General features: G+C 52.6%; 32 protein-coding genes and 1 pseudogene. 6 read left to right on the forward strand and 27 right to left on the reverse strand.

From position 1 onward, the window contains the following. Positions 1-53 precede the first annotated feature (53 nt). A complete protein-coding gene (locus J4645_RS15460) occupies positions 54-689 on the forward strand; it encodes an OapA family protein (protein ID WP_023215147.1) in 636 nt (211 codons plus the stop codon). Positions 690-738: 49 nt separating this feature from the next. Here J4645_RS15460 and J4645_RS15465 read toward each other — a convergent pair whose 3' ends face one another. The 5 genes from J4645_RS15465 to rpsF form a co-directional block, all read right to left on the reverse strand. Beyond that, positions 739-1,665 carry a DMT family transporter gene (locus tag J4645_RS15465; RefSeq protein WP_023215146.1) on the reverse strand — a complete coding sequence of 309 codons (927 nt, stop codon included), beginning with the start codon at positions 1,663-1,665 and terminating at the stop codon, positions 739-741. 147 nt (positions 1,666-1,812) lie between these two features. After that, a complete protein-coding gene (gene rplI / locus J4645_RS15470) occupies positions 1,813-2,262 on the reverse strand; it encodes a 50S ribosomal protein L9 (protein ID WP_001196065.1) in 450 nt (149 codons plus the stop codon). Between the two features lie 41 nt (positions 2,263-2,303). Continuing rightward, positions 2,304-2,531, reverse strand: coding sequence for a 30S ribosomal protein S18 (gene rpsR, locus J4645_RS15475; protein ID WP_000135199.1), 228 nt, complete (start codon positions 2,529-2,531; stop codon positions 2,304-2,306). Between the two features lie 4 nt (positions 2,532-2,535). Beyond that, the gene (priB, locus tag J4645_RS15480; RefSeq protein WP_208208989.1) at positions 2,536-2,850 is read right to left on the reverse strand and encodes a primosomal replication protein N; all 315 of its coding nucleotides are present in this window, start codon (positions 2,848-2,850) and stop codon (positions 2,536-2,538) included. A gap of 6 nt (positions 2,851-2,856) precedes the next feature. Further along, positions 2,857-3,252, reverse strand: coding sequence for a 30S ribosomal protein S6 (gene rpsF / locus J4645_RS15485; RefSeq protein WP_001216673.1), 396 nt, complete (start codon positions 3,250-3,252; stop codon positions 2,857-2,859). A gap of 386 nt (positions 3,253-3,638) precedes the next feature. Between rpsF and yjfY the strand changes: the two genes are divergently transcribed. Further along, complete coding sequence (gene yjfY / locus J4645_RS15490; RefSeq protein WP_023215145.1) at positions 3,639-3,914, forward strand: DUF1471 family protein YjfY; 276 nt, start codon at positions 3,639-3,641, stop codon at positions 3,912-3,914. Positions 3,915-3,966: 52 nt separating this feature from the next. Here the strand turns inward: yjfY and J4645_RS15495 are convergent, their stop codons facing one another. The 7 genes from J4645_RS15495 to ulaA form a co-directional block, all read right to left on the reverse strand. Beyond that, positions 3,967-4,524, reverse strand: a complete 558-nt coding sequence (locus J4645_RS15495; protein ID WP_000026294.1) for a DUF1440 domain-containing protein — start codon at positions 4,522-4,524, stop codon at positions 3,967-3,969. 87 nt (positions 4,525-4,611) lie between these two features. Next, on the reverse strand, positions 4,612-5,298 hold the full coding sequence (locus J4645_RS15500) for an L-ribulose-5-phosphate 4-epimerase (protein WP_001170774.1): 687 nt from the start codon (positions 5,296-5,298) through the stop codon (positions 4,612-4,614). Next, a complete protein-coding gene (ulaE, locus tag J4645_RS15505) occupies positions 5,298-6,152 on the reverse strand; it encodes an L-ribulose-5-phosphate 3-epimerase UlaE (RefSeq protein WP_000949530.1) in 855 nt (284 codons plus the stop codon). Before ulaE ends, J4645_RS15500 begins: the two co-directional genes overlap by 1 nt. A gap of 9 nt (positions 6,153-6,161) precedes the next feature. After that, positions 6,162-6,812 carry a 3-keto-L-gulonate-6-phosphate decarboxylase UlaD gene (gene ulaD / locus J4645_RS15510; protein ID WP_000056761.1) on the reverse strand — a complete coding sequence of 217 codons (651 nt, stop codon included), beginning with the start codon at positions 6,810-6,812 and terminating at the stop codon, positions 6,162-6,164. A 13-nt stretch (positions 6,813-6,825) separates the two neighbouring features. Further along, positions 6,826-7,290, reverse strand: a complete 465-nt coding sequence (gene ulaC, locus J4645_RS15515; RefSeq protein ID WP_000776531.1) for a PTS ascorbate transporter subunit IIA — start codon at positions 7,288-7,290, stop codon at positions 6,826-6,828. A 9-nt stretch (positions 7,291-7,299) separates the two neighbouring features. Continuing rightward, positions 7,300-7,605, reverse strand: a complete 306-nt coding sequence (gene ulaB, locus J4645_RS15520) for a PTS ascorbate transporter subunit IIB (protein ID WP_000218358.1) — start codon at positions 7,603-7,605, stop codon at positions 7,300-7,302. Between the two features lie 15 nt (positions 7,606-7,620). Further along, on the reverse strand, positions 7,621-9,018 hold the full coding sequence (gene ulaA, locus J4645_RS15525; RefSeq protein ID WP_208208990.1) for a PTS ascorbate transporter subunit IIC: 1,398 nt from the start codon (positions 9,016-9,018) through the stop codon (positions 7,621-7,623). 362 nt (positions 9,019-9,380) lie between these two features. On the opposite strand from ulaA, the gene ulaG reads away from it, so the two are divergent. Together ulaG and ulaR are read left to right on the forward strand one after the other, a co-directional pair. After that, the gene (gene ulaG, locus J4645_RS15530) at positions 9,381-10,445 is read left to right on the forward strand and encodes an L-ascorbate 6-phosphate lactonase (RefSeq protein ID WP_000049161.1); all 1,065 of its coding nucleotides are present in this window, start codon (positions 9,381-9,383) and stop codon (positions 10,443-10,445) included. A gap of 104 nt (positions 10,446-10,549) precedes the next feature. Next, complete coding sequence (gene ulaR, locus J4645_RS15535; protein WP_000133618.1) at positions 10,550-11,305, forward strand: HTH-type transcriptional regulator UlaR; 756 nt, start codon at positions 10,550-10,552, stop codon at positions 11,303-11,305. Here ulaR and yjfP read toward each other — a convergent pair. Further along, a complete protein-coding gene (yjfP, locus tag J4645_RS15540; protein WP_000560303.1) occupies positions 11,302-12,051 on the reverse strand; it encodes an esterase in 750 nt (249 codons plus the stop codon). The genes ulaR and yjfP overlap by 4 nt on opposite strands. A 183-nt stretch (positions 12,052-12,234) precedes the next feature. Between yjfP and bsmA the strand changes: the two genes are divergently transcribed. Beyond that, on the forward strand, positions 12,235-12,564 hold the full coding sequence (gene bsmA, locus J4645_RS15545; protein WP_000586836.1) for a biofilm peroxide resistance protein BsmA: 330 nt from the start codon (positions 12,235-12,237) through the stop codon (positions 12,562-12,564). Positions 12,565-12,694: 130 nt separating this feature from the next. Next, complete coding sequence (gene yjfN, locus J4645_RS15550) at positions 12,695-12,970, forward strand: DUF1471 family protease activator YjfN (RefSeq protein ID WP_001518964.1); 276 nt, start codon at positions 12,695-12,697, stop codon at positions 12,968-12,970. A gap of 44 nt (positions 12,971-13,014) precedes the next feature. Here the strand turns inward: yjfN and J4645_RS15555 are convergent, their stop codons facing one another. The 14 genes and pseudogenes from J4645_RS15555 to hflC form a co-directional block, all read right to left on the reverse strand. Then, positions 13,015-14,637 (reverse strand): isovaleryl-CoA dehydrogenase, encoded by a 1,623-nt coding sequence (locus tag J4645_RS15555; protein WP_000118990.1) that lies wholly within the window; start codon positions 14,635-14,637, stop codon positions 13,015-13,017. An 84-nt stretch (positions 14,638-14,721) separates the two neighbouring features. Further along, entirely contained in the window at positions 14,722-15,885 is a 1,164-nt protein-coding gene (locus J4645_RS15560) for a glutathionylspermidine synthase family protein (RefSeq protein WP_023212821.1), read from the reverse strand. Between the two features lie 2 nt (positions 15,886-15,887). Then, positions 15,888-16,526 carry a DUF1190 domain-containing protein gene (locus tag J4645_RS15565; RefSeq protein ID WP_001085585.1) on the reverse strand — a complete coding sequence of 213 codons (639 nt, stop codon included), beginning with the start codon at positions 16,524-16,526 and terminating at the stop codon, positions 15,888-15,890. Between the two features lie 9 nt (positions 16,527-16,535). Then, the gene (locus tag J4645_RS15570) at positions 16,536-16,934 is read right to left on the reverse strand and encodes a DUF350 domain-containing protein (protein WP_000547736.1); all 399 of its coding nucleotides are present in this window, start codon (positions 16,932-16,934) and stop codon (positions 16,536-16,538) included. 17 nt (positions 16,935-16,951) lie between these two features. Then, on the reverse strand, positions 16,952-17,635 hold the full coding sequence (locus J4645_RS15575; RefSeq protein WP_023215267.1) for a YjfK family protein: 684 nt from the start codon (positions 17,633-17,635) through the stop codon (positions 16,952-16,954). 121 nt (positions 17,636-17,756) lie between these two features. Further along, positions 17,757-17,844 (reverse strand): annotated as a pseudogene (locus J4645_RS22275) (hypothetical protein); the annotation flags it as partial. Continuing rightward, complete coding sequence (locus J4645_RS15580) at positions 17,844-18,542, reverse strand: PspA/IM30 family protein (protein ID WP_000511981.1); 699 nt, start codon at positions 18,540-18,542, stop codon at positions 17,844-17,846. The gene J4645_RS15580 and the pseudogene J4645_RS22275, both read right to left, overlap by 1 nt. A 14-nt stretch (positions 18,543-18,556) precedes the next feature. Then, positions 18,557-18,961 carry a DUF2170 family protein gene (locus J4645_RS15585; protein ID WP_000312612.1) on the reverse strand — a complete coding sequence of 135 codons (405 nt, stop codon included), beginning with the start codon at positions 18,959-18,961 and terminating at the stop codon, positions 18,557-18,559. A 132-nt stretch (positions 18,962-19,093) separates the two neighbouring features. Beyond that, positions 19,094-19,825, reverse strand: coding sequence for a 23S rRNA (guanosine(2251)-2'-O)-methyltransferase RlmB (gene rlmB / locus J4645_RS15590; protein ID WP_001293274.1), 732 nt, complete (start codon positions 19,823-19,825; stop codon positions 19,094-19,096). Positions 19,826-19,915: 90 nt separating this feature from the next. After that, positions 19,916-22,354: a ribonuclease R gene (rnr, locus tag J4645_RS15595; protein ID WP_000076354.1), complete on the reverse strand. Its 2,439-nt coding sequence runs from the start codon at positions 22,352-22,354 to the stop codon at positions 19,916-19,918. Positions 22,355-22,391: 37 nt separating this feature from the next. Further along, the gene (gene nsrR, locus J4645_RS15600; protein ID WP_001177632.1) at positions 22,392-22,817 is read right to left on the reverse strand and encodes a nitric oxide-sensing transcriptional repressor NsrR; all 426 of its coding nucleotides are present in this window, start codon (positions 22,815-22,817) and stop codon (positions 22,392-22,394) included. Between the two features lie 219 nt (positions 22,818-23,036). After that, positions 23,037-24,335 (reverse strand): adenylosuccinate synthase, encoded by a 1,299-nt coding sequence (gene purA, locus J4645_RS15605; protein WP_000527972.1) that lies wholly within the window; start codon positions 24,333-24,335, stop codon positions 23,037-23,039. 102 nt (positions 24,336-24,437) lie between these two features. Beyond that, positions 24,438-24,635 (reverse strand): DUF2065 family protein, encoded by a 198-nt coding sequence (locus J4645_RS15610; protein ID WP_001089290.1) that lies wholly within the window; start codon positions 24,633-24,635, stop codon positions 24,438-24,440. Between the two features lie 78 nt (positions 24,636-24,713). Then, positions 24,714-25,718 carry a protease modulator HflC gene (hflC, locus tag J4645_RS15615; RefSeq protein ID WP_001232417.1) on the reverse strand — a complete coding sequence of 335 codons (1,005 nt, stop codon included), beginning with the start codon at positions 25,716-25,718 and terminating at the stop codon, positions 24,714-24,716. Position 25,719: the final 1 nt, after the last annotated feature.

A 25,719-nucleotide genomic window follows, 5' to 3' on the forward strand; every position in this document is an offset into this window, starting at 1 on the left:
TAGCCATCTATACTCTATGATTAAGGAACGAGATGCGGAGCAGGAGGTAAACCATGCCCGGGCGCTTTGAATTAAAACCAACCCTGGCGAAAATCTGGCACGCGCCGGATAATTTTCGCATCATGGAGCCGCTGCCGCCTATGCATCGTCGTGGCATTATCATTGCCGCTATCGTGCTGGTGATCGGTTTCCTGCTGCCCGCCAGCGAGACCAGCGACTCGCCTGTCGTCACGCGGGAAGCGCAATTGGATCTGCAATCGCAATCACAGCCGCCGACAGAGGCCCAGCTTCAGGCGCAGCTGGTCGCGCCGCAAAACGATCCGGATCAGGTGGCGCCCGTTGCGCCGGAACCTATCCAGGAAGGCCAGCCGGAAGAACAAAACCAGCCGCAAACGCAGCCTTTCCAGCAGGATAGCGGCATCGGTCAACAGTGGCGCTCGTACCGGGTAGAGCCTGGTAAAACTCTGGCGCAACTGTTCCGTGACCACGGACTGCCCCCAACAGACGTTTATGCAATGGCGCAGGTAGAAGGCGCTGGCAAGCCGCTGAGTAATCTCAAAAATGGTCAAATGATTAAAATTCGCCAGAATGCCAGCGGGGTGGTGACAGGTTTAACGATAGATGGCGATGACGGCCAACAGGTGCTGTTTACGCGTCAGCCTGACGGCAGTTTTATTCGCGCACAGTAACGCCGGCTACGCCTTACCCCGCCTGTACCCTATTCGTTCAGGTGAAGCATTACCGCTTCACCTTATTCACCCACCAGATCCCCGAACACACCAGCACCAGCGCAATCATGTATTTCCACTCCAGAATATTCTCGCCGAGGAAAATAGCCGAAAGAGCCGCGCCGGAAACCGGGATCAGAAAGTTAAACGGCGCAATCATCCCCACGCGATTATATTTGAGTAAAATGCTCCATAGCGCAAAAGCGACCGACGAGAGCAACGTCAGGTAGACTAAAATCGCCACCGACGAGAAGCCATGTATCGTCAGCGTACCGCCAAAAACGTAGCCGCCAATGACCATTACCAGACCGCCAATCCCCAATTGATAGCCAGTCATGACCATCGGATCGACCGTCTGCGAGAGACGTTTGCCATACAATGTGGCCGCAGAAAGAATAAACGCCGCCAGCACCACGGAGCCTTCTCCCGGCAGATTAAAGCTGAAATCCAGGCCGTTGCTGACGTTCACCACCATGACGCCCGCAAAGCCCAGAATACAGCCGAGCGTTTTGTTGTAGCTCAATCGGTCGTTCTGATAAATAAAATGCGCCAGCAATACGCTGAAGAATGTGCCTGTCGCGTTCATGATTGAGCCTTTCACGCCGGAGGTAAACGCAAGGCCGATATAGAAAAAGAGATATTGCAGCGACGTCTGAGTCAGCCCCAGTAACGTTAACTGAGCAAACTGGCGCGGACGAAACCGACCAATCGGTTTACGCTGAAGCAACGCGAACAGTAGCAGCAACCCACCCGCAAACAAAAAACGATAACCAGCAAAAACAATTTTAGAAGGGATATCGTCGGTGGCTATCTGAAAGAGGTCATAACCGCTTTTGATGGCTGGATAAGCGCTGCCCCATAGCAGGCAACAAAATGCGGCACACACATAAACGACGTTTTTGCGGGCAAACGGGGAGGCCTGGCGTTGGGTATCCATTCTTTCACCAAGAAATTAAAATAATGTTTTATTTTTGATTATCGCGAAAAGAGGGGGAGATAGCCAGTCGAAAAGCGATGGGGTTAAAAAAGCAAAACGTCGGCGCTGGGCCGACGTTTCGTTGCTAGCAAAAACGAGAATGCCTGATTACTCAGCAACCACGTTGATGATAACTTTTGCGAATACTTCGCTGTGAACCTGGAAGTTCACTTCGTGTTCGCCAGTGGTACGCAGAACGCCGTTCGGCAGACGAACTTCGCTCTTAGCCACGTCAACGCCAGCTGCAGTCACAGCGTCAGCGATGTCGCGAGTACCGATGGAACCGAACAGTTTACCTTCGTCGCCTGCTTTAGACGCGATAGTAACGGTTTCCAGGGCGTTGATTTTCTCTGCGCGTGCATTTGCAGCAGCCAGAACGTCAGCCAGTTTAGCTTCCAGTTCAGCGCGACGTGCTTCGAAGTATTCAACGTTTTTCTTGGTAGCCGGAACAGCTTTACCCTGTGGTACCAGGAAGTTACGAGCATAGCCCGCTTTAACGTTAACCTGATCACCCAGGCTACCCAGGTTTGCTACTTTATCAAGCAGAATAACTTGCATTACCTTATCCTCTCAAAGTCGTATTAATGGACCGTGACCGATTACTGATGGCGATCAGTGTACGGCAGCAGAGACAGGTAGCGAGCGCGTTTGATAGCGCGAGCCAGCTGACGCTGGTATTTTGCACGGGTACCGGTGATACGGCTTGGGACAATCTTACCGCTTTCGGTGATGTAGTTTTTCAGCGTAGCGATATCTTTATAGTCGATCTCTTGAACGCCTTCCGCGGTGAAACGGCAGAACTTGCGACGACGGAAATAACGTGCCATATGGCTAGTCTCCAGAATCTATCAATTCAATCTGCTCGGCATGCAGAACCATTTTGCTCAGACCGTTCTTTGCCTTGTGGCAAGAGATAAACCCCTGAACGGTTATGCGGCTGCCGACCGTTATACTGTGAGTAATGGCCTGGTTTTCGTGTCCGCTAACAATAACGGGCATTTGGCACCACGCCTGCCGGTGAAAGCCGGCTTCCTCTTGCACAGAACGATGCTCAAGCACGAACTGGCAATGCGGAATTCCTGATGGACTGACCTTTCGAAGGGGGGCCTTGCACACGGTGCCGGACAACGCCAGACGGTTGGTCATCAGAAATTACTCTTCAGAATCCCCAGCTTCAGCATCATCTGCGGTTTCGTTAGCGAAATCATCGCGACGCTCACGGCGCTCGTCTTTCGCTTTAACCATCGGAGAAGCTTCGGTAACAGCGTGCTTAGTACGCATAACCATGCTGCGGATAACGGCATCGTTGAAGCGGAAGGTAGTTTCCAGCTCATCGATCACTTCCTGCGGCGCTTCAACGTTCATCAGAACATAGTGCGCTTTGTGCAGTTTGTTGATCGGGTAAGCCAGCTGACGGCGGCCCCAGTCTTCCAGACGGTGGATCTTGCCTTCTGCGCCAGTGATGGCGGCAGAGTAACGCTCGATCATGCCCGGAACCTGTTCGCTCTGGTCAGGATGGACCATAAAAACGATTTCGTAATGACGCATCGAATTGCTCCTTACGGATTATTCAGCCTCCTGTCTGGGTCAGCCGCGGCCCATGGAGGCAAGGAACGTGTTAAAGGTCGGCTGAAAAATGACGCGTTATAATACTGACACGCCCGGCGAAACTCAAGGCAATAGTTCGATTATTTATGTGCCTGCCGATCAGTTCTGAAATGTAAAAGATTAAGGCTGAGATACCGACCTGTTAACTACCATAACAGCTAGCGAGTTGACGATTTATCAGGCATCAGCGGGAAATGCGGTAATTTTTTGAACAACTGCATCAGAAATGGTCGCTATCGCTCCTGCTGGTAGCGATTAAAATAACATCAGAGGTTCACAAAAAAGGAGGCAGGGCCAGGTCAGCAACCGCCGCCGAGGAGGTCACTATGTTCTTCCGTATTTTCCCCCTTCTGGCTGGATTTTTGCTCAGCGTAAATACAATGGCAGCCATTGAAATTGATAATCGTCAGGTCAGAAATATGGACGATATACAGAGCTTAGGCGTGATTTACATAAACCATAATTTCGCGACCGAAAGCGAGGCCCGCCAGGCGCTGAAAGAAGAAACTGATGCGCGAGGCGCAACTTACTACCACCCGATTTTGTTACGGGAGCCCGGTAGTAACGGCAACATGCATGCCAGCGCGGAGATTTATCGCTAGTATCAGGAAAATGCCATAGTTTTGCCCCCTGGTCAGGGGGCATTTTTTTCGCTTATCGGGTTGTTAATGGCACTTCGGCATCCGGCTCATGCGTTATGCGGTTTCGCAGATCGCGGCGCATTAATTCAATCACCCAAAACCAAAATACATGTCCCAGAATTTCAGAAGCGTACTCGTCAAAAGGAAGTTGTGTAAGCGGAGGCGTTAAGTTCAGCGCCGGGCAGAATATGCCATGCACGACAACCGTAACAATCAGCCCCGCCAGTATCCCCTGCCATAATTTAACTTTCGGGAAAATTTCCGCGACGACGCAGTAACCTATTGCGAACACCAGCGAAAAGATAATGTGAGTTACCATCACAGGGTTAATAACATGCTCAGAAAAGGTATAAACCGTTTGTGTTGGGTCAATGCCTAAATAATCCCGCAAAAAAATATACGGTGGATTAAACTCATCGCGCCCGCCGGAAAACGTTCGCGGCGGTAAAGGAACTTCCGCGCCCCATTTTACAAATGCTGAAATAATACCCGCTGCAAAACCAATTAACGCAGCTACTCCATACCGACGCCGCTGTGGGTCAGTTTTAACAAACAATCCGTTGATAGACACAGTAGTATGATTCTATAGAGTGTTATGAAAGAAGCTCCGGAATCTGACCAATTACATCCCTGAGGGATAGGATCCCGGAGCGTTGTTTTACTTCTGCCCGTAATACGCATTCGGGCCATGCTTACGCATGAAGTGCTTGTTCATCAGATAATCGTCGATGGGGTTGAGGCCAGGGTTAATACCGCGCGCAATCCACGCCATTCGCGCCACTTCCTCCATGACGACCGCGTTATGTACCGCATCGTGCGCATCTTTCCCCCAGGCGAACGGCCCGTGTTGATACACGACAATGCCTGGCGTATGCAGCGGTTCCACCTCGCCCAGCGTTTCGATAATCACCTTACCGGTGTTCAGCTCGTACTCGCCCTGCACTTCTTCTTCGCTTAACGCTCTGGTACAAGGAATATCGCCAAAGAAATAGTCCGCGTGCGTGGTGCCGAGCGCTGGAATAGCCATCCCCGCCTGCGCCCATGCCGTGGCGTGGGTGGAGTGGGTATGAACGACGCCGCCAAGCGACGGATAGCGTTGATACAGCGCCAGATGGGTAGCGGTATCGGAAGAAGGACGATAACCTCCCCCCACCACTTTGCCATCCATATCCACCACCACCATGTCATCTGCCTGCATGGTTTCATAGGCGACACCGCTTGGCTTAATTACCACCAGCCCGCGTTCGCGATCGATAGCGCTGACGTTGCCCCAGGTAAACGTCACCAGTCCATAACGGGGCAAATCCATGTTAGCGTCAAATACCTGCTGCTTGAGTTTTTGCATTAGGCTGCCTCCACCAGACCGGCGCTGGCCATGCGCGCTTTCACCCAGTCACGCGCTTTCGCTACCTCTGCCGCCGGGTTCTCTGCTGTTTCGCTCCACATCTCAATCAGATAGGGCCCGCAATAGCCACTCTGTTTGAGCGTTTCGAAGCAGCGTTCGAAATCGACAACGCCTTCGCCAAACGGCACATTTTTGAACACGCCGGGTTTAGTATCTTTGACGTGTACCGCGACGATATGCCCGATTCCCGCCTGTAGCTCCATCTGTACGTCGTTATCCCAGGCAGACAGATTGCCGATATCCGGATAGAGCTGGAACCACGGGTTATTGAGGTAGTGAGCATAGCCCAGCGCTTTACTGATGGAATTCATCAGCGGGTAGTCCATGATCTCCATCGCCAGCGTCACCTGGGCGCGGCTGGCCATATCAACGCTCTCTTTTAACCCATCGCGGAAGCGGCAACGCGTTTCGTCGTTGGCCTGCTGATAGTAAACGTCGTACCCCGCCAGTTGAATGACGCGAATCCCGACATCCTGCGCAAACTGAATCGCTTTACGCATAATCTCCAGCCCCTGCGCCCGTACCGCGTCATCTTCGCTACCGAGCGGAAAACGACGATGCGCGCTCAGACACATGGACGGCACGCGCACGCCGGTTTCAGCAACCGCGCTCACCAGCGCCAGACGCTGCTCGCGGCTCCAGTCAAGCCGCGCCAGTCGGGCGTCGGTCTCGTCCACCGACATTTCAACGAAGTCAAAACCCAGCGTTTTCGCTAGCCGCAGGCGCTCCAGCCAGCACTCCCCCGCAGGGAGCGCTTTTTCATAGATGCCGAGCGGAATTTGTTTCGACAGCATAGCCGCTCCTTAGCCCCACAGTTGGGCAATGGAGCGTTTGAACTGCCGTGCGGCTTCTACCGGCGATTCGGCATCGCGAATGCTGCGCCCCGCGATAAAGACATGGATCGGAATGCCTTTGAACAGCGGCAGGTCTTCCAGCGCCAGCCCGCCGGTCACGGTCACTTTAAAGCCCATATCGGACAGCCGCTTAATCGCAGTAATATCCGCTTCACCCCACGCCACGCCTGCGGCCTGCGCGTCGCGGCTGCGGTGGTAAACCACTTGCTGAATGCCCGCATCGCGCCACTGCTGCGCCTGTTCCCAGGTCCAGTAACCGGTCAGCTCGATTTGCACATCGCCGTTAAACTCTTTTGCCACATCCAGCGCGCCTTTCGCAGTGTTGATATCCGCACAGCAAATCACGGTCACCCAATCTGCGTTGGCTTCGAAGCACATACGAGAAAGGATTTTGCCGGCATCGGCAATTTTGGCGTCCGCCAGCACAATTTTGTGCGGATAGAGCGCTTTCAGGTCGCGAACGGCGCGCACGCCTTCGCCCACGCACAGAATGGTGCCCACTTCAATGATATCGACTTCTTCGGCAATCAGGCGGGTGGTTTCATAGGCGCTATCCATAGTCTGGTTGTCCAGCGCGACTTGCAACATCGGTAATGACATGTTCAATTCCTTCTTAAGCTGCCGCGTTGGTGCGGTCAATGAGATCCAGGACTTCCTGCGCGGTACGGCAGGCGCGTAAACGGTCAAAATTGGCTTCGTCTTCAAACAGATTAACGATCTGCATGATGCCCACTTCCTGGTGAGTGTTGGCATCGACCGCCGCCATGGTGATGAGAATATCGACCGGGTCGTTATCTTCGTGGTTGAACTCCAGCGGCTTTTTCAGCGTCACCAGAGAAAAACCGGTTTTCTTGACCCCTTCTTCCGGGCGGCCATGCGGCATCGCCAGGCCGGGGGCAATCACAAAATAGGGGCCAAACTGCTCAACGCCATCGAGAATGGCCTGGTAATAGCGCGGCTCCACCACGTCGGCAGCCACCAGTAAATCGACGCCGATCTTGACGGCTTCCTGCCAGGTATTCGCTTCAGCCTGCAGGCGGATAGAATTATTCTCCGCCAGTGAATCACGTAATTTCATGTTGCATCCTTACTTCACGTCTTGCGGGAAATGTTCTTTGATCACTTCCAGCAGTTTCGGGCCGAAGTCAGCTGGAGAGAGCATGTTGCGCACGCCAACCACATATTTGTTGCCGGTCACGCTGATTTCGCCTGCAATATGGGTAGAAGCGATGATGATATCCGCGCCGCTCAACTCGCTTTTGTACTCGCCAACCGCGCAGCTGTTTACCGTGTGGTCAATGTTTGATTGGGTTAAAAACTGGTCCACTTTCATTTTCATGATCATGGAACTGCCTTGTCCGTTGCCACACACAGCCAGAATACGTACGGTCATAATCAAAACTCCTTATTAAGCAGACTGTTCTGCCAGTTGTTTTTCTGCATCTTCTTCTGCGCGCAGTGCGCGGCCAGCGAAGAACATATAAGCCAGTGCAATTACAATGATGACGGCCATAAAGGCGATACCGAGGGAGAAGAAGCCCTGCATCATCGGCGGTGCCAGAATCGACCAGTCCGCCATACCCATCCAGGCACTCATACCGGTGAGTTTCACCGCCCAGACGCAACCAAAGATTTCAATCATCCCCATCACCAGACAAATTTTCAGCGCCGCACGCCAGCCGCCGAAGTGGTTAGCGAACACGCCGATAGTGGCGTTAGAGAAGAACATCAGGATAAAGCCAGGAATAATCAGGATCGAGGAGCCGCAGGCAACCAGGATGCCAACCGCAATCAGCTGACCAATGGTGCCCCACATAAAGCCCCAGACCACCGCGTTCGGCGCGAAGCTATAAATAGCCGCACAGTCAATCGCCAGTACTGCGCCCGGAATCAGACGCTGGGAGATACCGTTAAAGGCCTCAGAGAGTTCTGCCACAAACATGCGCACGCCCTGAGTGATGATGAAGATCGCCACCGCAAAGGAGAAACCGGTTTGCAGGATGTAGACCGTCCAGTGCACTTTGCCCGCCATCGCCTGCACGGTGTCGATACCGAAGGAGAGCAGAATGGCACCAAAGAAGATGGTCATTACAATCGCCGTGGAGACGATGTTGTCGTGGAAAATGTTCAGCCAGCCCGGCAGTTTGAGGTCTTCAACGCTTTCCTCTTTTTTGCCCAGGAACGGCGCGACTTTATAGGCAATCCAGGAAGCAAACTGCTGCTGGTGACCGATGGAGAAACCACAGCCATCGGTCACTTCCTGAGTCGGCTTATACATCATGTTGGAGGTAATACCCCAGTACAGGGAAACCAGTATCGCCGTGCAGATAATGGTGGTCCACATGGAATAGCCGAAGATATAGAAAGAGACCGCAATCAGCCCCGCCTGCTGGAACATGATGTGCCCGGTCAACATGATGGTGCGAATACCGGTAATGCGTCGCAACAAGACGTAACAAATATTCAGCGCCAGCGCGAGCAACACCGCGTAGCCTACCCAACTATACGCATCACCCATCCGTTCGATCGTTGCCATCATCGAAGCATAGGTATCGGAAATCGCGCCGTTGATGCCGTAAACCTCAGACATTTTCGCCACCACCGGTTTAAAGGTGCTGGTCAGAATGCCGGACCCGGCCTGTAGCAGCATGAAGCCAATGATGGTTTTGATCGTCCCTTTGATGATCACGCTGACGCTTTTACGCAGCAGGATATAGCCCAGGCAGGTCACAATACCCAGTAATAGCGGGGCATTGGTCATTACCTGATTAAAAAAAATGGTAAAGATGTTGTAGAGGATCTCCATAACGATCTCCGGTAGACAAGGTTGCTGAGTCACAGGCGCTCAGAATAATGTCCCTCCACTGTAATTTTCAAAAGTAATCACAACAAGATTGAATTTGATTAAATGTGACGTAGCGCGCAAATAATTAGCACACTTAATACATGGTTTACTTATAAATAACTCATTTCTTCATTAAAATAAGTAAAATCATAAAGATGAATACATCCCCATGACGCCAGAAAAGATTAAATTTTCTTCTGGCTGCGTTCTCCTCTACCCAAAAGTCAAAAAATAGCCCATTGCCTTCTTGAGAAAATAGTGCCAGGATTAATCAAAACAAATCACGTTTTGAACCATTTTGAACAAACATGAAGGTAAATGCGATGAGTAAAGTACAAAGCATCACGCGTGAATCATGGATTCTGAGCACGTTTCCGGAGTGGGGAAGCTGGCTGAACGAAGAGATTGAGCAAGAGCAGGTCGCGCCGGGTACGTTCGCTATGTGGTGGCTGGGCTGTACCGGTATCTGGCTAAAATCTGAAGGCGGCACTAACGTATGCGTCGATTTCTGGTGCGGTACCGGTAAACAGAGCCACGGTAATCCGTTGATGAAAACCGGCCATCAGATGCAGCGTATGGCTGGCGTCAAAAAATTACAGCCTAACCTGCGCACCACGCCGTTTGTTCTCGATCCTTTCGCTATCCGTCAAATTGACGCCGTACTGGCGACCCACGACCATAACGATCACATTGACGTCAATGTCGCGGCTGCCGTAATGCAGAATTGCGCCGATGATGTTCCGTTTATCGGCCCACAGACCTGCGTGGATTTATGGGTTGGCTGGGGCGTGCCGAAAGAACGCTGCATCGTGGTAAAACCGGGCGATGTCGTGAAAGTGAAAGATATTGAAATTCATGCGCTTGATGCCTTTGACCGCACCGCATTAATCACCCTGCCCGCCGATCAGAAAGCCGCTGGCGTACTGCCGGACGGCATGGATGTACGCGCGGTTAACTATCTGTTTAAAACGCCGGGCGGCAATCTCTATCACAGCGGCGATTCTCACTATTCCAACTACTACGCGAAACACGGCAACGAACATCAAATTGATGTCGCGCTCGGTTCTTACGGTGAAAACCCACGCGGTATTACGGACAAAATGACCAGCGCGGATATTTTACGCATGGCGGAATCGCTGAATACCAAAGTGGTGATCCCGTTCCATCACGATATCTGGTCGAACTTCCAGGCCGATCCGCAAGAGATCCGCGTGCTATGGGAAATGAAGAAAGATCGCCTGAAGTATGGTTTTAAACCGTTTATCTGGCAGGTTGGCGGCAAGTTTACCTGGCCGCTGGATAAAGACAATTTCGAATACCACTATCCGCGTGGGTTTGACGATTGCTTTACCATTGAACCCGATCTACCGTTCAAATCCTTCCTGTGAGTCGATATCATGCCGGGATTACCCGGCATTTTTTCCATTTACTTTAGTATTTCCAGGCTATTTCAAATATCATCTTTTCAAATCAATTTGTATCGGAATAGCTCATGACTGAAGCACAAAGACATCAAATACTGCTGGATATGCTGGCACAGTTGGGCTTTGTTACCGTCGAAAACGTGATTGAGCGTCTGGGGATCTCCCCGGCGACAGCGCGCCGCGACATCAACAAGCTCGACGAAAGCGGGAAACTTAAAAAAGTGCGCAACGGCGCAGAGGCCATTACCCAACAGCGGCCCCGCTGGACGCCGATGAATCTGCACCAGGCGCAAAACCACGATGAAAAAGTACGCATCGCGAAAGCGGCGTCGCAGCTGGTGAACCCAGGTGAAAGCGTAGTGATTAACTGCGGCTCCACCGCTTTCCTGCTGGGGCGCGAAATGTGCGGGAAGCCGGTACAGATCATTACCAACTATCTGCCGCTGGCGAATTATCTGATCGATCAAGAGCATGACAGCGTGATTATCATGGGGGGTCAGTATAATAAAAGCCAGTCGATTACCCTGAGCCCGCAGGGAAGTGAAAACAGTCTCTATGCTGGCCACTGGATGTTTACCAGCGGAAAGGGCTTAACCGCGGATGGCCTGTACAAAACCGATATGCTAACCGCCATGGCGGAACAAAAAATGCTCAGCGTCGTCGGGAAACTGGTCGCGCTGGTCGATAGCAGTAAAATTGGCGAGCGCGCGGGAATGCTGTTCAGCCGCGCCGATCAGATCGCTATGCTTATTACCGGCAAAAATGCCAATCCGCAGGTTTTGCAACAGCTTGAAGCCCAGGGTGTAAGCATACTCCGCGTTTAAAGATGCTGTCGGAAAAACGCTACCGTCGCCGACAACGCTTCTGGCGTAATGCGATGCCGCACGCCTGCGGCCCATAAACAGGTCACATGCTTATCCAGCTTCGCCGCGGCGAGTGCCTGCTGGAGCCGGAAGGTTTCGATAGCAGGCACCACGTCATCCTCCTGACCATGCCACAACAGAAGCGGCCTGTCGGCCAGTCGCTCTAACTGATGTGTGACTTCCCATTCACGTAGCGGCGCGATGATATTGTCGAATTCCGCCTGCTGTGCCGGGTTCTGCGGGGATAACGGCGGGAAAAGCGTCCGGGCGAGCCCGGTAAAATAGCCCGACCCCATTAAACTGGCCCCGCATTTTACCTCTCGGTGACGCGTCATAATGCCCAGCGCCGTCATACCGCCCATGGATGCGCCGCCCACCGCCAACCGCCCGTCAAGTAGCCAGTTTTCCGCCTGAATCGCCGCACGTAACGTCGTAAATTCCTGCATGTTTTGGTGCAGAATCTGCCAGAATCGGTGTATCCGTCCCTGTGAGTCGCCGCCGAAGCGAGCGCCATGCTCCGGCGCATCCGGCATGACTACCCGGAATCCTGCCTGTGCCAGGGCAACGGCAAAATAACTATAAACCAGGCTGGAGGAGGTGAAGCCATGATAGAACACCACACAGGGAAGCGGCACGGCGCGTTTCCCTTCCGGGAAGGCATGTAGTACGACGCCTCCGGCTAATTGTCGTGTTTCAATCGCTATCATTATTCTCTCCTTTCTATCCGGTATGCCACGGAGAAATACTTAACGCAAGTTTATGGATAGCGCAATAATTCATAATGTTTGAGAACTGGGTTACGCTTTCGCAACGTTTTCATTCGAAAATCGCGTGACAGGTAACACTTCGGGAACATTCCCCCTAAAGGGAAATCAATAAGGCATTACACTATGATTATCAGGAAACGAGATAGAGTTATGCGTCGGTTTGCTTCATTGATAGCAGCGCTGTTATTAAGCGCGTGTAGCGTGCTGCAGGGTACGCCGCAACCTGCGCCGCCTGTCGCCGATCACCCGCAGGAAATCCGTCGCGATCAAACGCAAGGACTACAGCGGATGGGGACCGTAAGCGCGCTGGTTCGGGGCTCCCCGGATGATGCTATAGATGAAATCAGAGCGAAAGCCGTCGCTGCGAAAGCCGATTATTACGTTATCTTAATGGTTGATGAAACGGTTGTAACCGGCCAGTGGTATTCACAAGCCATTTTGTATCGTCAATAACAGTAGATTGATTTTTAGTCAGTTTTACATTGCTTTGCGTCCCTATGCGTTTACCTGTGCACAATAAACAAACAGGTTTACCGTGATGGAGCGTCCTGTTAAATGCGGGGTATGTAATAAGGAGCTGACGATGAAACAAGAACTTGCCTTATCCTCACTGCTGCTTTCTGCCGGACTGGTGAGTACGACGGCACAGTCTGCCGAATTCGCCAGTGCTGACTGCGTAACGGGTCTGAATGAAATCGGCCTGATCTCGGTCAGTAATGTTGCAGGAAACCCACAGGATGTAGAGCGGATTATCGCCCTGAAAGCCGATGAACAGGGTGCGTCCTGGTACAGAATTATTCAAATGTATGAAGAACAACAGTCGGATAACTGGCGCGTACAGGCGATACTCTATGCCTGATGCCGCGTGGCTCGCGCCGGATGGCATGTACTACAGGCCAAACGTTACCGCAGTCCCCCGGTCGCCCTTAACAGTAAATCATTTTGCACCTGGGCAGGCAGCGGCATTTCGCCGCGTGTATCCAGCATCATCTGACACCACGCTTGCGCCAGCGGCGGCGAGGCATGACGCAGCATTTCCGCTCCGCATCCCAGCAAGAAAAGCTGCTGCGTAATCTCTCTGCCCATTGCTTCGTCCGGTTTGCGTAAACGTTGCTGTAGCTGACGTACCGCGCGGTCGTAATGGCGATCCTGACCTTTGACTTCCGCAAAAGCTTCACTCAATACGTCATAGACGCCGTGTTGTTTTGTCAGCACCCGAAGTACATCCAGACACATGATATTGCCGGAACCTTCCCAGATACTGTTCACCGGCATTTCACGGTACAGGCGCGGGAGTTCGCTCTCTTCGCAATACCCCATCCCGCCGAGAACCTCCATCGCCTCAGCCACAAAAGGGATTCCCTGCTTACAGATGGCGAATTTCGCCGCTGGCGTGAATAATCGCGCCCATAATGCCTCTTTCGCCTCGCGACGTTGCTCCCAGGCGCGCGCCAGCCGAAACAAAAGCGCCGTCTGCCCCTCCAGGCATAGCGCCATACGACTTAAGGTTTGTCGCATCAACGGTTGTTCGATCAGCGGCTTACCAAAAGCCTGACGCTGATGAGCATGGTAAATCGCGACTGAAAACGCACGCCGCATTAAGCCATGACTCCCGAGCGCGCAGTCAAGACGCGTCATACCGCCCATCTTTAAGATATGCCGAATCCCGTCGCCCTCTTCTCCCAGCCGCCAGCCGACGGCATCCTGAAACTCGACTTCGGCGCTGGCATTAGATCGATTACCGAGTTTATCTTTCAGGCGTTCAAGACGAACAGAGTTCCGTTGCCCGTCTGGCAGGAAACGCGGCACAAAGAAACAGGATAATCCTCCTTTTGCCTGCGCCAGCACGAGGTGCGCATCACTTTGCGGCACAGAGAAAAACCATTTATGTCCCACCAGCCGATATGAATCATCCGCCAGCCGCTCCGCGTGGGTCGTATTACTGAGTACGTCCGATCCGCCCTGCTTTTCCGTCATTCCCATGCCGATGAGCAGACCCCGTTTTTGCCCGCCCGGCAGCAAATGCGAATCGTAGCGATCGCTGCGCAGCGGCGCCAGCCAGTCATGGAAAGTGGCGGGAAGCATCTGCAATAGCAACGGTGTCGCGGCAAAGGTCATCGTGACAGGACAGAGTGTTCCCGCTTCTACCTGAGCATGTAATACAAAACGCGCCGCCCGGGCGACAAAACTTCCCGCCCTTGCCTCTTCCTCCCAGGCCAGGTTATGTACCCGATTAGCGCAAAGCCCCTGCATCAACAGGTGCCAGGCGGGATGAAAGCGAACGTCATCCAGACGTTGCCCCTGGGGATCGTAACGCAGCAACTCAGGAGGATACGCATTCGCCAAACGACCCAGTTCCAGTGATTCCGCCGTTCCCAGTTGTTGGCCAATGCTGGCGAGAAGATCGCTATCCCATCCCGCGCCTTCCCGGGAAACCGCTTCACACAGCGCGCCATCAGACAGGAATAAGTTACTGTTATTGAGCGGAGCAGGTTGATTAAAGACGGTATGTGTTTGCCAGGACATGGTGTCTCCCTCCTTCAATGGCGCTGAAGTCAAGTATGGTCATGACTGCGCCATTGACGCCGGAGCAAGATCACAAAAGTATGATTAACCGGCAATATAATGTGGGACGAAACGGGAAGTGTCTTTGGTAATCAGCGTATTGTCCTCGCGAATCCCCATCCCGGAGGCTTCATCGTCAATGATCCAACTGCCAATCAGCGTATAGCTATCGCCAAAGCGCGGCAAAGGCTGAAACGCCTGGTAAATCATCGGCTCGTCAGCGTAGTCGCCGTCGGCATGATCGATAACATTTTGCCGCTCGTCGAAAATCGTGACGTTGCCGCCTTCACGTGAATAAATCGGCTTCCGTACGCTGCTTTCGCCTGGCGCTGCGAGCGATTTTTCGCCCTCAAACCAGGCCGGTAGCAGATTCGGATGGCCAGGGAAAAAGCGCCACAATAACGGCAACAGCCCTTTGTTACTCAGAATACTTTTCCACAATGGCTCAATCCATTGCTCACGCCGTTTTCGCAGTAGCGGGCCGTTGTCATCGCGCATCATCCATTCCAGCGGGTAGAGCTTAAAGGCGCGGCGAATCACGTTATCGTCCAGATCGGTCAGCACGCCGCCTACGCCAAGCCCCAGTTCTTCAATATAGATAAATCGCGTTTCCTGGCCCGCCTGCTGCGCGCAATCCTGAAGGTACAGCACCGTCGTACGATCTTCGTCGGTATCTTCACAACAGCAAAAGTAGAGCGGTTCCCGACTGTACAGCTCGCTGAAGCGGGCGATCAGCCGCTCCTGTATCGCGTTGTATTGATCGGCATCACGCGGAATGGCGCCGCTACAACGAGCATCCTCCAGCCATAGCCATTGAAAGTAGGAGGATTCATAGAGCGATGTCGGCGTATCCGCGTTGTATTCCAGCAATTTAACCGGATCTTTGCCGCACCAGACGAAATCCATCCGTCCGTAAAGCGAAGGATCGCGGCTGCGCCAACTTTCGGCGATGACATCCCAGTACAATGGCGGGATCGCCAACTGCTGCATGATCTGCTCATCCCGGACGGCCCGCTCGACAATCTCCAGACACATCTGATGAAGCTCTGCGGTCGGTTTTTCGATCTGTTCTTCAATTTGCCGTAATGTAAAACGGTAGGCCCGGCTTTCATCCCAGTAAATTTCGTTATCGATAACATGAAAGTCAAAACCGTGATCGCAGGCGATCTTATCCAGATCCCGGCGTACCGGTACGTTATGTCGTAGCATGGTTAGCCTCCCCAGTGCCCGCGGGCGCTGGAAGAACGGCCATAGCCGCCGCGGGAGACGGTGGACGCTTTCCGTGTGATATAACCAGGGCTGGTCGCGGTATCGCTTTTCCCGGTACCGCTGCGCCACGCATAATCGCCGGACGTGGTGCGCCAGACGGGACGGGAGGCGTAGGATGAACCGCCGCTGCTATAGATGTATTGTTCGTCACGGTTTTGACGAATCGCGCGGCTGAGCAAAAAGCCGCTTAATACCGGAACCCAACTCCGATCGGTGCTATCAAAGTAGCAATCGCCAAACTGCGACTGACAGCTCTCCTGCGTCAATTGCTTAGGCACATTCGCGTAAAATTCTGTTTTCGCATTATTCCAGCCGTCAGCGCAAACGCTGGCACTATTGCCATCGTCAATACAGTCGTTCACCGTGGCGTAAAACGTCCCATCGCCGTCGTTGTCAGTATTGCCGCCATCACCGCACCCTTTCAGGAGAAAAAAGGCCGCTCCGCCCATAATCGCCAGCGTCAGGCATTTTGGCGTGTAGCGATTTCGTTGCCGCTCAAAGGGATTAACCGGTTCGGCTATCCGTCTTATTGCCGAATGGCCTACGCCGGATGTTCTTCTGGATTTTCGTTTTTTTGCCATGATCTTCCGTTACCATGTCATACAGGCAGCGTTAAAAATACCGCCAGCCAGCGCTGCGGTTCCCATAAATAGCCCCGCCGCCACGTTGTGATGAATAATTTTTTCGCTCAGCGTAGGCATGTATAACCTTACGCAGCCATAAATCAGCAGTTGAATCACCAGCGCAATGCCGCCCCAGGCAAAATAGTCCGGGATGCTGACCGAGTTTATCGCCGCGCTGGATAAGGGGATGACATAGCCCAGCAACGTACCGCTAAAGGCCAGCGATGCCGCAGTATTGTTATTTTTTATCAACTGCCATTCATTATGCGGCGTTATCTTTGAGTAAATAAAAAGAAATGCGATGACCATTGCCGCGCCAATAAAAAAATAGGCGCAGAAAGCCAGTAATGCGTCCAGTATATGCATAATTGTCCTGTATGTGCTTAACTAATAACCGTCAGTGAGGTGAGCGGGATATCCACGCCGAGCGCGCGCGAAAACACCCATTCAGGCTCACCGCGCTCGTTAAATGATTCTTCCCCGGTCAATAAAAGATACTCCCAGGCGTCATCCGTCACCTGGCGCTGGAAGCCCATCGTAAAATTGTGAACGTCCCATTTCTCTGCCTGCTGATTTTCAACCTTTTCCAGCATGTAGACAGGTTCAATATTGCCCGGCTCTTCATGGTTAAAAAAGCGTTGCCAGCGCCGTTCTTGCCAATTGAGCGTCATCGGCCCTATTGCCGCTGGCGCAATGGCTGAACGCCAGTGACGTTCCTCGTTAATACCGAAACTTTCCTCATATACAAAGAGTTTGATGTCATCAATGTCGTCAACATCCGTGCCGCCAGTGGTGTTAATTTGCAGAAACTCATCGCCAGAAGTGTAGTAGCGAAAAATCTGACTGCCGCCGCCTAAATCTATGCGACTCGCTGCCGCGACAGTGTATTTTTCACCCGGTAGCTCTACCAGCAACGACGACTTCAGTAGCCGGAATGCCAGCGTATCCAGCGTGAAACCGGCGTTAAGATGTAATCCTAATGGTCCGCGAATCGGCGCTGGCGCGCTTGTTTTACCGAGCAAACGCTGAAAAAATTGCATCATAGGGGAACCTCTATCTCTTGCCATGCGACCTCTTCAGCCAGAATGCGATTGTCGTTAGGCATAATGCCATTTGAGATCGCGCATTCATGTGCCGTCTCGTATGAAAGCGACGAGCTCAGCACGGTAGCGCGCTTTCGCGCTACCGATAACAAAGCAGATACTGCCCGATAAACAGGCCAGGTCAGTCTGGACAAATGACGCTGGCAGGTTTTGACCATCCACGTAAAGAGCATTATTCGCCTTGTTGACGCTGTAAACGCGCCAACACATCCTGAGCATTGCTTTTATTGGTTGCGCCAATGCCGGCCTGCGCCAGTTTTTCGTCCAGGTCGCGTCCATCGGCGACTTTTTCCAGCTGCGCGGCGGCATCCAGCCGGGCCTGGCGTTCAGCCTGACGCGTTTGTAAACGTTTAAGCGACTCCGCCGCCGTAGACACATTCGACGCGGCTCCGACGGTCGAAGTCGTCACCGCCTGCTGGGCGCGCTGCATGGCTTCTGTCGCCTTAACCACTTCAAGTTGCTGCTCAAACTGCGCAATCCGCTGGCCTGTCGCCGTTACGGCCTTCTCCACCGCATCACGAGAGGCTTCCAGATTAGTCAGCACCTGTTCTTCGGCAAGAATGGCATTTTCCAGACGGGCTATTTCTTCCGCCACTTCGTTGAGTAAAGCGGCGTCGACATTCTTACTCATTGCCGCCAACGCCCGCGTTTCAAGGCTGGCTTTACGCTCACGTAAATCATTCAGCTTGTCATGGCTTAGCTTCACCCGCGCCAATAAATCCACTCTGGATTTACCCGCTTTATCCAGCTCGGCTTTTGCGTCGCGAATATGCTGCTCCAGCATACGTACACCCTGTGCTTCATCAATGGCTTCTTCTGCCTGAGCAACGAATGATTTACCTAACGTGAACAAACTTTTTAAAATTCCCATGTAAGCCGCCTGTATTATTCCTGTGAATAGACTTGTGTTATTTCAGCGATATCCAACGCATTTTCTACAAGCGTGGTGATTTCCAGCGTCACGTCGGCAAGCGACGAATTTAACGACAACGCGCCAAAAGCGACATAATATTCCTCCTGTTTTACCTGGGTAATACCGACCGAAGACAGCGGTAAAACCTTCTGATTTCTCAGCAAGAAAAGATTAAATTCCGCGGTATCTCTAATCGTATTTACCGGACAGATATAAGTCTCGATAACTATTTGTTGCGAGGTAAATAAAACCGCCAGTGGTAAATCGCCATAATCATTCATTTTTATTATTAATGAAGATTCATTATTTTCTATATCAATATTTAATTCAGCGATGTTGTTTAACGCATCCGCCAGCGTCCGTGGAGTCCATGCCATATTATTATCTCTATCTCTTTTTTATAAATAAAGGGAGTTACAGGGTAGGTTTTGCTTTTTATATTACCAGCCAAAGATAAAAAAAAACCATCCGATTATGGATGGTTATTTTCTTAAAAAAGAATATTAGCGTCAGGTGCGCTGGCGAACGGCTTCAAACAGACAAATCCCGGTCGCCACAGAGACATTCAGCGACGACACGCTACCGGCCATAGGAATGCTGATCAGCTCATCGCAGTGCTCACGGGTCAGACGACGCATACCTTCACCTTCTGCGCCCATGACCAGCGCCATGCGGCCAGGCATTTTGCTCTGATACAGCGTATGGTCAGCCTCGCCCGCCGTTCCGACAATCCAGATATTCTCTTCCTGCAACATGCGCATCGTGCGCGCCAGGTTGGTGACGCGGATCAACGGCACGCTTTCCGCTGCGCCGCAGGCGACTTTCTTCGCCGTCGCGTTAAGTTGCGCGGAGCGGTCTTTCGGCACGATTACCGCATGTACGCCTGCGGCATCGGCGCTGCGCAGACAGGCGCCAAGATTATGCGGATCGGTGACGCCATCGAGGATCAACAAAAAGGGGCGATCGTGTAATGCGATCAGATCCGGCAGATCGTTTTCCTGATACTGCCGGCCTGGTTTCACGCGAGCGATAATGCCCTGATGCACGGCACCGTCGCTTTTCTCGTCGAGATATTGGCGGTTTGCCAGCTGGATAACCACGCCCTGGGACTCAAGGGCGTGGATCAGCGGCAACAGACGTTTATCTTCACGGCCTTTTAAAATAAAGACTTCCTGAAAACGTTCAGGGGCGCGCTCCAGCAGGGCCTGCACTGCGTGGATGCCGTAAATCATTTCGCTCATTAATGTACTCATTGTTTACGTTTTGCCGGGGGCGCTACGCTTGCCCGGCCTACAGATAATTCACCCTCTTCTGTTTGAAGAGGGTATTGCTCACTCTGCCGCTTTTTTCTTCGCCGCACGCTTCGCTTTGGTCGCTGCGGCTATTTTCTGCGTTTTAGCCGATGGCTTTTTTGCTTTTCTCGCGTCTTTTTTCGCTGCTTTCGGCTTCGCTTTTTTCTCGCCGCGGAAGGCGCTATCAGGCTCGAAGTTAACTTTTTTACCTACCTGACGACGTTTACCGGCGTTTTTACTTTCACCTTTTTTCGCTTTTTCACGCGCCGTTTTGCCGACGTTACGCGGTGCGCGCTCGCTGGAGATCAGGCTAAAGTCAATTTTCCGTTCGTCCATATTCACCGCTTCGACGCGTACCTCGACCCGGTCGCCCAGGCGATATGTCTGCCCACCGGACTCGCCAATCAGACGTTGCCCTACCTGATCGAAGCGATAGTAATCGTTATCCAGTGAGGAAACGTGTACCAGCCCATCGATAAACAGTTCATCAAGACGGACAAAGAAGCCGAAACCGGTGACGCTGGCAATCACGCCCTTAAAGACGTTGCCTACCTGATCCAGCATAAAGTCACATTTCAGCCAGTCGGAGACATCACGCGTCGCTTCATCAGCGCGGCGTTCCGCCATCGAACAGTGCTGACCGAGCTGCAACATCTCTTCCATCGAGTAGTGATAACCGCCCGTTTCTGTGGTGTTGCCCTTGTTCCCTTGCTCTTTCGCCAGCAGGTACTTAATGGCGCGGTGCAAAGAAAGATCCGGATAGCGGCGAATCGGCGAGGTAAAGTGCGCATAAGACTGCAACGCCAGGCCAAAGTGCCCGCGGTTTTCCGGATCGTAAATCGCCTGCTTCATTGAACGCAGCAGCATAGTTTGCAGCATTTCGGCGTCCGGCCGGTCGGCAATCGATTCAAGCAGTTCGGCATAATCGCGCGGTTCCGGTTTGTTTCCGCCCGGCAGCTCCAACCCCAGCTCCGCCAGTACGGAGCGGAATGAGGTGATCGCTTCGGTGGTGGGCTTATCATGAATACGGAATAACGCCGGCTCTTTAGCTTTTTCGACAAAGCGCGCCGCCGAGATATTCGCCATGATCATGCACTCTTCGATAAGCTTATGCGCGTCATTACGCTGGGTCTGTTCGATACGCTCAATGCGACGATCGGCGTTAAAGATAAACTTCGCCTCTTCGCTCTCAAACGAGATCCCCCCGCGCTCTTCACGCGCTTTATCCAGCACTTTGTAGAGGTTGTGCAGCTCTTCAATATGCTTCACCAGCGGCGCATATTGTTCACGCAGATCCTGATCGCCCTGCAGCATATGCCAGACTTTGGTATAGGTCAGACGCGCATGGGAGCTCATCACCGCTTCATAGAATTTGTAGCCGGTCAGCCGACCTTTCGCCGAGATGGTCATTTCACAGACCATACACAGCCTGTCAACCTGCGGGTTTAGCGAACACAGGCCGTTGGAGAGCACCTCCGGCAACATTGGGACAACCTGTGACGGGAAGTAAACCGACGTGCCGCGATTGCGCGCCTCGCGATCCAACGGCGTTGGCGGCCGTACATAATAGCTCACGTCAGCAATAGCGACCCACAAACGCCAGCCGCCGCCGCGTTTTTTCTCACAGTAAACCGCGTCGTCAAAGTCACGGGCATCTTCGCCATCAATAGTGACCAGCGGCAAATCGCGCAGATCGACACGACCGACTTTCGCCTCTTCCGGCACCTCTTCTTTCAGCCCGGCGACCTGCTGCTCTACCGCCTGCGGCCAGATGTAGGGTATTTCATGGGTACGCAGCGCCATATCAACCGCCATACCGGTGCCCATATTGTCGCCCAGCACTTCGACGATTTTCCCTACCGCTTTAGTACGGCGAGTTGGACGTTGGGTCAGTTCAACCACGACCACGAACCCCATCCGCGCGCCCATGACGTCTTCTGGCGGGATAAGAATGTCGAAGCTGAGACGGCTGTCGTCCGGCACTACAAAGCCGACGCCCGCATCGGTGAAATAACGCCCGACTATCTGACTGGTTTTCGGTACCAGTACACGGACGATACGCGCTTCGCGGCGACCTTTACGATCGGCGCCCAGCGGCTGCGCCAGCACCTGATCGCCATGAATACAGGTTTTCATCTGCTCGCTGGAAAGATACAGATCGTCTTTGCGGCCTTCGACACGTAAGAAACCGTAACCATCACGATGACCGATCACGGTGCCTTTCAGCAGGTCGAGGCGTTCCGGCAGCGCATAGCACTGGCGGCGGGTAAAGACCAGTTGTCCGTCGCGCTCCATCGCGCGCAGACGGCGACGCAAGGCTTCAAGCTGCTCTTCGCCTTCAATATTCAGTTCTACGGCCAGTTCTTCGCGACTGGCCGGTTTTTCACGTTTCGTTAAATGTTCGAGGATAAATTCCCGGCTCGGGATAGGATTCGCGTATTTTTCTGCTTCGCGTTCCTGGAAAGGATCTTGTGACATTGAGGTTCCTCCATTGTCATCTCTAATGAAGTTTACTTCACTCCACCAGTAATAATTTATAAAGCGGTTGATTCTCTTCAACCAAATCGGCAAGCGTGTAGTTATCCAGCTCCTTGAGAAAACTCTGCACGGCCTTAGAAAGCGCCTGTTTCAGACGACAGGCAGGGGTGATGTGGCAAAATTCGCTGCTACAGTTGACCAGTGATAAGGGTTCCAGCTCACGCACCACATCGCCAATACAAATAGTATTAGCCGGTTTACCCAGGCGGATACCGCCATTTTTTCCCCGAACGGCGGTGACAAAGCCCGCCCGGCTAAGCTGATTGATAATTTTGACCATATGATTACGGGACACGCCGTAGACTTCTGTCACCTCAGAAATGCTGGTCATTCGTCCATCTGGTAACGACGCCATATAGATTAGCGCACGTAAGCCGTAATCGGTGAAACTCGTTAACTGCACATCAACCTCAGGAAAAGGGAAAACGGGATATAACTTATCTGTATTGATGATAAACCAGCCACCTGTCAGGCTGCTAATTTATTTCGGTTCAGGAAGGAAAAAAGCGGGGAACAATGACGCATTTGAACCGAAGGGTGATGCAAAGCATCTTATCCGGCTATCAAATGCGTACTCATCATAGACCCGGTAAGCGTAGCGTTACCGGGCATCATCCATCAATTACGCGTCGAACGGATCGCGCAGAATCATCGTCTCAGTACGATCGGGGCCGGTAGAAATAATATCAATCGGCACGCCGGTCAGTTCTTCGATACGCTTGATGTAGTTCAGTGCCGCCTGCGGCAGACCGCTACGATCTTTCACGCCGAAGGTGGATTCAGACCAGCCCGGCATGGTTTCGTAAATCGGCTCTACACCTTTCCAGTCGTCAGCTGCCAGCGGAGTGGTAGTCACTTCGCGGCCATCCGGCATACGATAAGCCACGCAGAGTTTCACCTCTTTCAGGCCATCCAACACGTCCAGTTTGGTCAGGCAGAAGCCAGACAGGGAGTTCAGCTGTACCGCACGACGAACGGCAACGGTGTCCAGCCAGCCGGTACGACGACGACGGCCGGTAGTAGCGCCGTATTCGTTACCCTGCTTGCAGAGGAACTCGCCGGTTTCATCAAACAGCTCAGTCGGGAACGGACCTGCACCTACACGAGTGGAGTAAGCCTTGAGGATACCCAGAACGTAATCAACATAACGCGGGCCCAGGCCGGAACCGGTCGCCACGCCACCTGCAGTGGTGTTAGAAGAAGTTACGTACGGATAAGTACCGTGGTCGATATCCAGCAGGGTACCCTGCGCACCTTCAAACATGACGAAATCGCCACGCTGACGCGCCTGGTCGAGCAGGTCCGAAACGTCAACAACCATAGAAGTCAGGATGTCGGCAACAGCCATCGTATCATCCAGAACTTTCTGGTAATCAACCGCTTCAGCTTTGTAGTAGTTAACCAACTGGAAGTTGTGATATTCCATCACTTCTTTCAGTTTTTCAGCGAAGGTTTCTTTGTCGAAAAGGTCACCAACACGCAGACCGCGACGTGCCACTTTATCTTCATAAGCAGGCCCGATTCCACGACCGGTGGTGCCGATCGCTTTCGCGCCACGCGCTTTCTCACGCGCGTTATCCAGCGCAACGTGATAATCAAGGATCAGCGGACAGGCTTCAGACAGCAGCAGACGCTCACGAACGGGGATGCCACGGTCTTCCAGTTCTTTCATCTCTTTCATCAGCGCGCTCGGAGACAGCACAACACCGTTACCGATGATGCTGGTTACATTCTCGCGAAGAATACCTGATGGAATAAGATGGAGAACGGTTTTTTCACCGTTGATTACGAGAGTATGGCCTGCATTGTGACCGCCCTGGTAGCGTACAACATATTTAGCCCGTTCAGTCAGAAGATCGACGATCTTTCCTTTACCTTCGTCACCCCATTGGGTGCCCAGTACGACGACGTTGTTACCCATTTTTCAAAATCACCGTTTGCTTAAAAATGGATTCTACCATCGCTTTTTCAGATATACAGCACTTTTTGCACTCAATCTGCGGCAAATCCGACCACTTTTTGCTCAGCCAATCGTTTTCCTCAACATGTAGTAGACCACAACTCCCGCAACCACAAGTCCGCCGCCAAAACGTCGTAAAACATTTTCCGGCAGTTGCGCCAGTGCCGAAACCATTTTTTTCCATGCGCCGGGATACAGCATCGGTCCCAGCCCTTCGAGGACTAATACCAGAGCAAGCGCCAACCAGATTGTTGAATTCATTTATCGCCCTTATAAAAGAAAACCACCGGCATCCTTTGGATGCGGTGGTTTTGCTGGTCTAAAACCGCTGACGCTATTTTAACGTGTCGTCGAACTCGGTGTCTTCATGTAGCGGAAGAAATCGCTGTCCGGGCTCAGTACCATCACGTCCTGATTACCTTCGAAGCTCTTCTCGTAAGCGCGCAGACTACGAATGAAGGCGTAGAAATCAGGGTCCTGGCTGAACGCATCGGCAAACAGCTTCGCGGCCTCAGCATCACCTTCACCACGCATGATACGCCCCTGACGCTCGGCTTCCGCCAGAGTTTTCGTCACCTCATAGTCAGCAGCCGCACGCAGTTTTTCCGCTTCTTCCTGACCTTGTGAACGATGACGACGCGCGACCGCTTCACGCTCGGCACGCATACGGTTGTAAATCGCCTCAGAAACCTCGGTCGGCAGGTTGATCTGCTTAATACGCACATCGACCACTTCGATACCCAACGCCGCCATACTGTTCGGGTTGATGACCGGTACTTTACCTTTGGTTTCCGCCGTGACGCGTTCCGCCGCTTCGGCAATCGCGTCATCCGCCGCCGGGGTCGCTACTTCATCATCGGTACCGGCTGAACCGGAGTTCAGCGCGTCGCGCACTTCCAGAGTCAGACGACCACGAGAATCGGTCACGATGTCTTTTACGTCCAGGCGACCAATCTCAGAACGCAAACGGTCCGAGAATTTACGTTTTAACAGCACTTCGGCTTGCGAAATATCGCCGCCGCCGGTCGCCAGATAGTAACGGCTAAAGTCGCTGATACGCCATTTGATGTAGGAGTCGACAATCAGGTCTTTCTTCTCTTTAGTCACAAAGCGATCGGCCTGGTTATCCATCGTCTGGATACGCGCATCAAGCATTTTCACTGATTCAATAAACGGGATCTTAAAGTGCAGACCCGGCGCGTAAACCAGCGGTTTGTTCTCATCGTCACGCAGAACTTTACCAAAACGCAGCGTAATGCCACGCTCGCCCTCTTTGACCACAAAGACGGACATGTAGAGCACTACCAGCACGATGATGATAATCGCAATAACTGACTTACGCATC

This window comes from Salmonella sp. 32082101201600294FB01SM01 (assembly GCF_017572865.1).
GTDB classification, from domain to species: Bacteria; Pseudomonadota; Gammaproteobacteria; order Enterobacterales; family Enterobacteriaceae; genus Salmonella; species Salmonella enterica.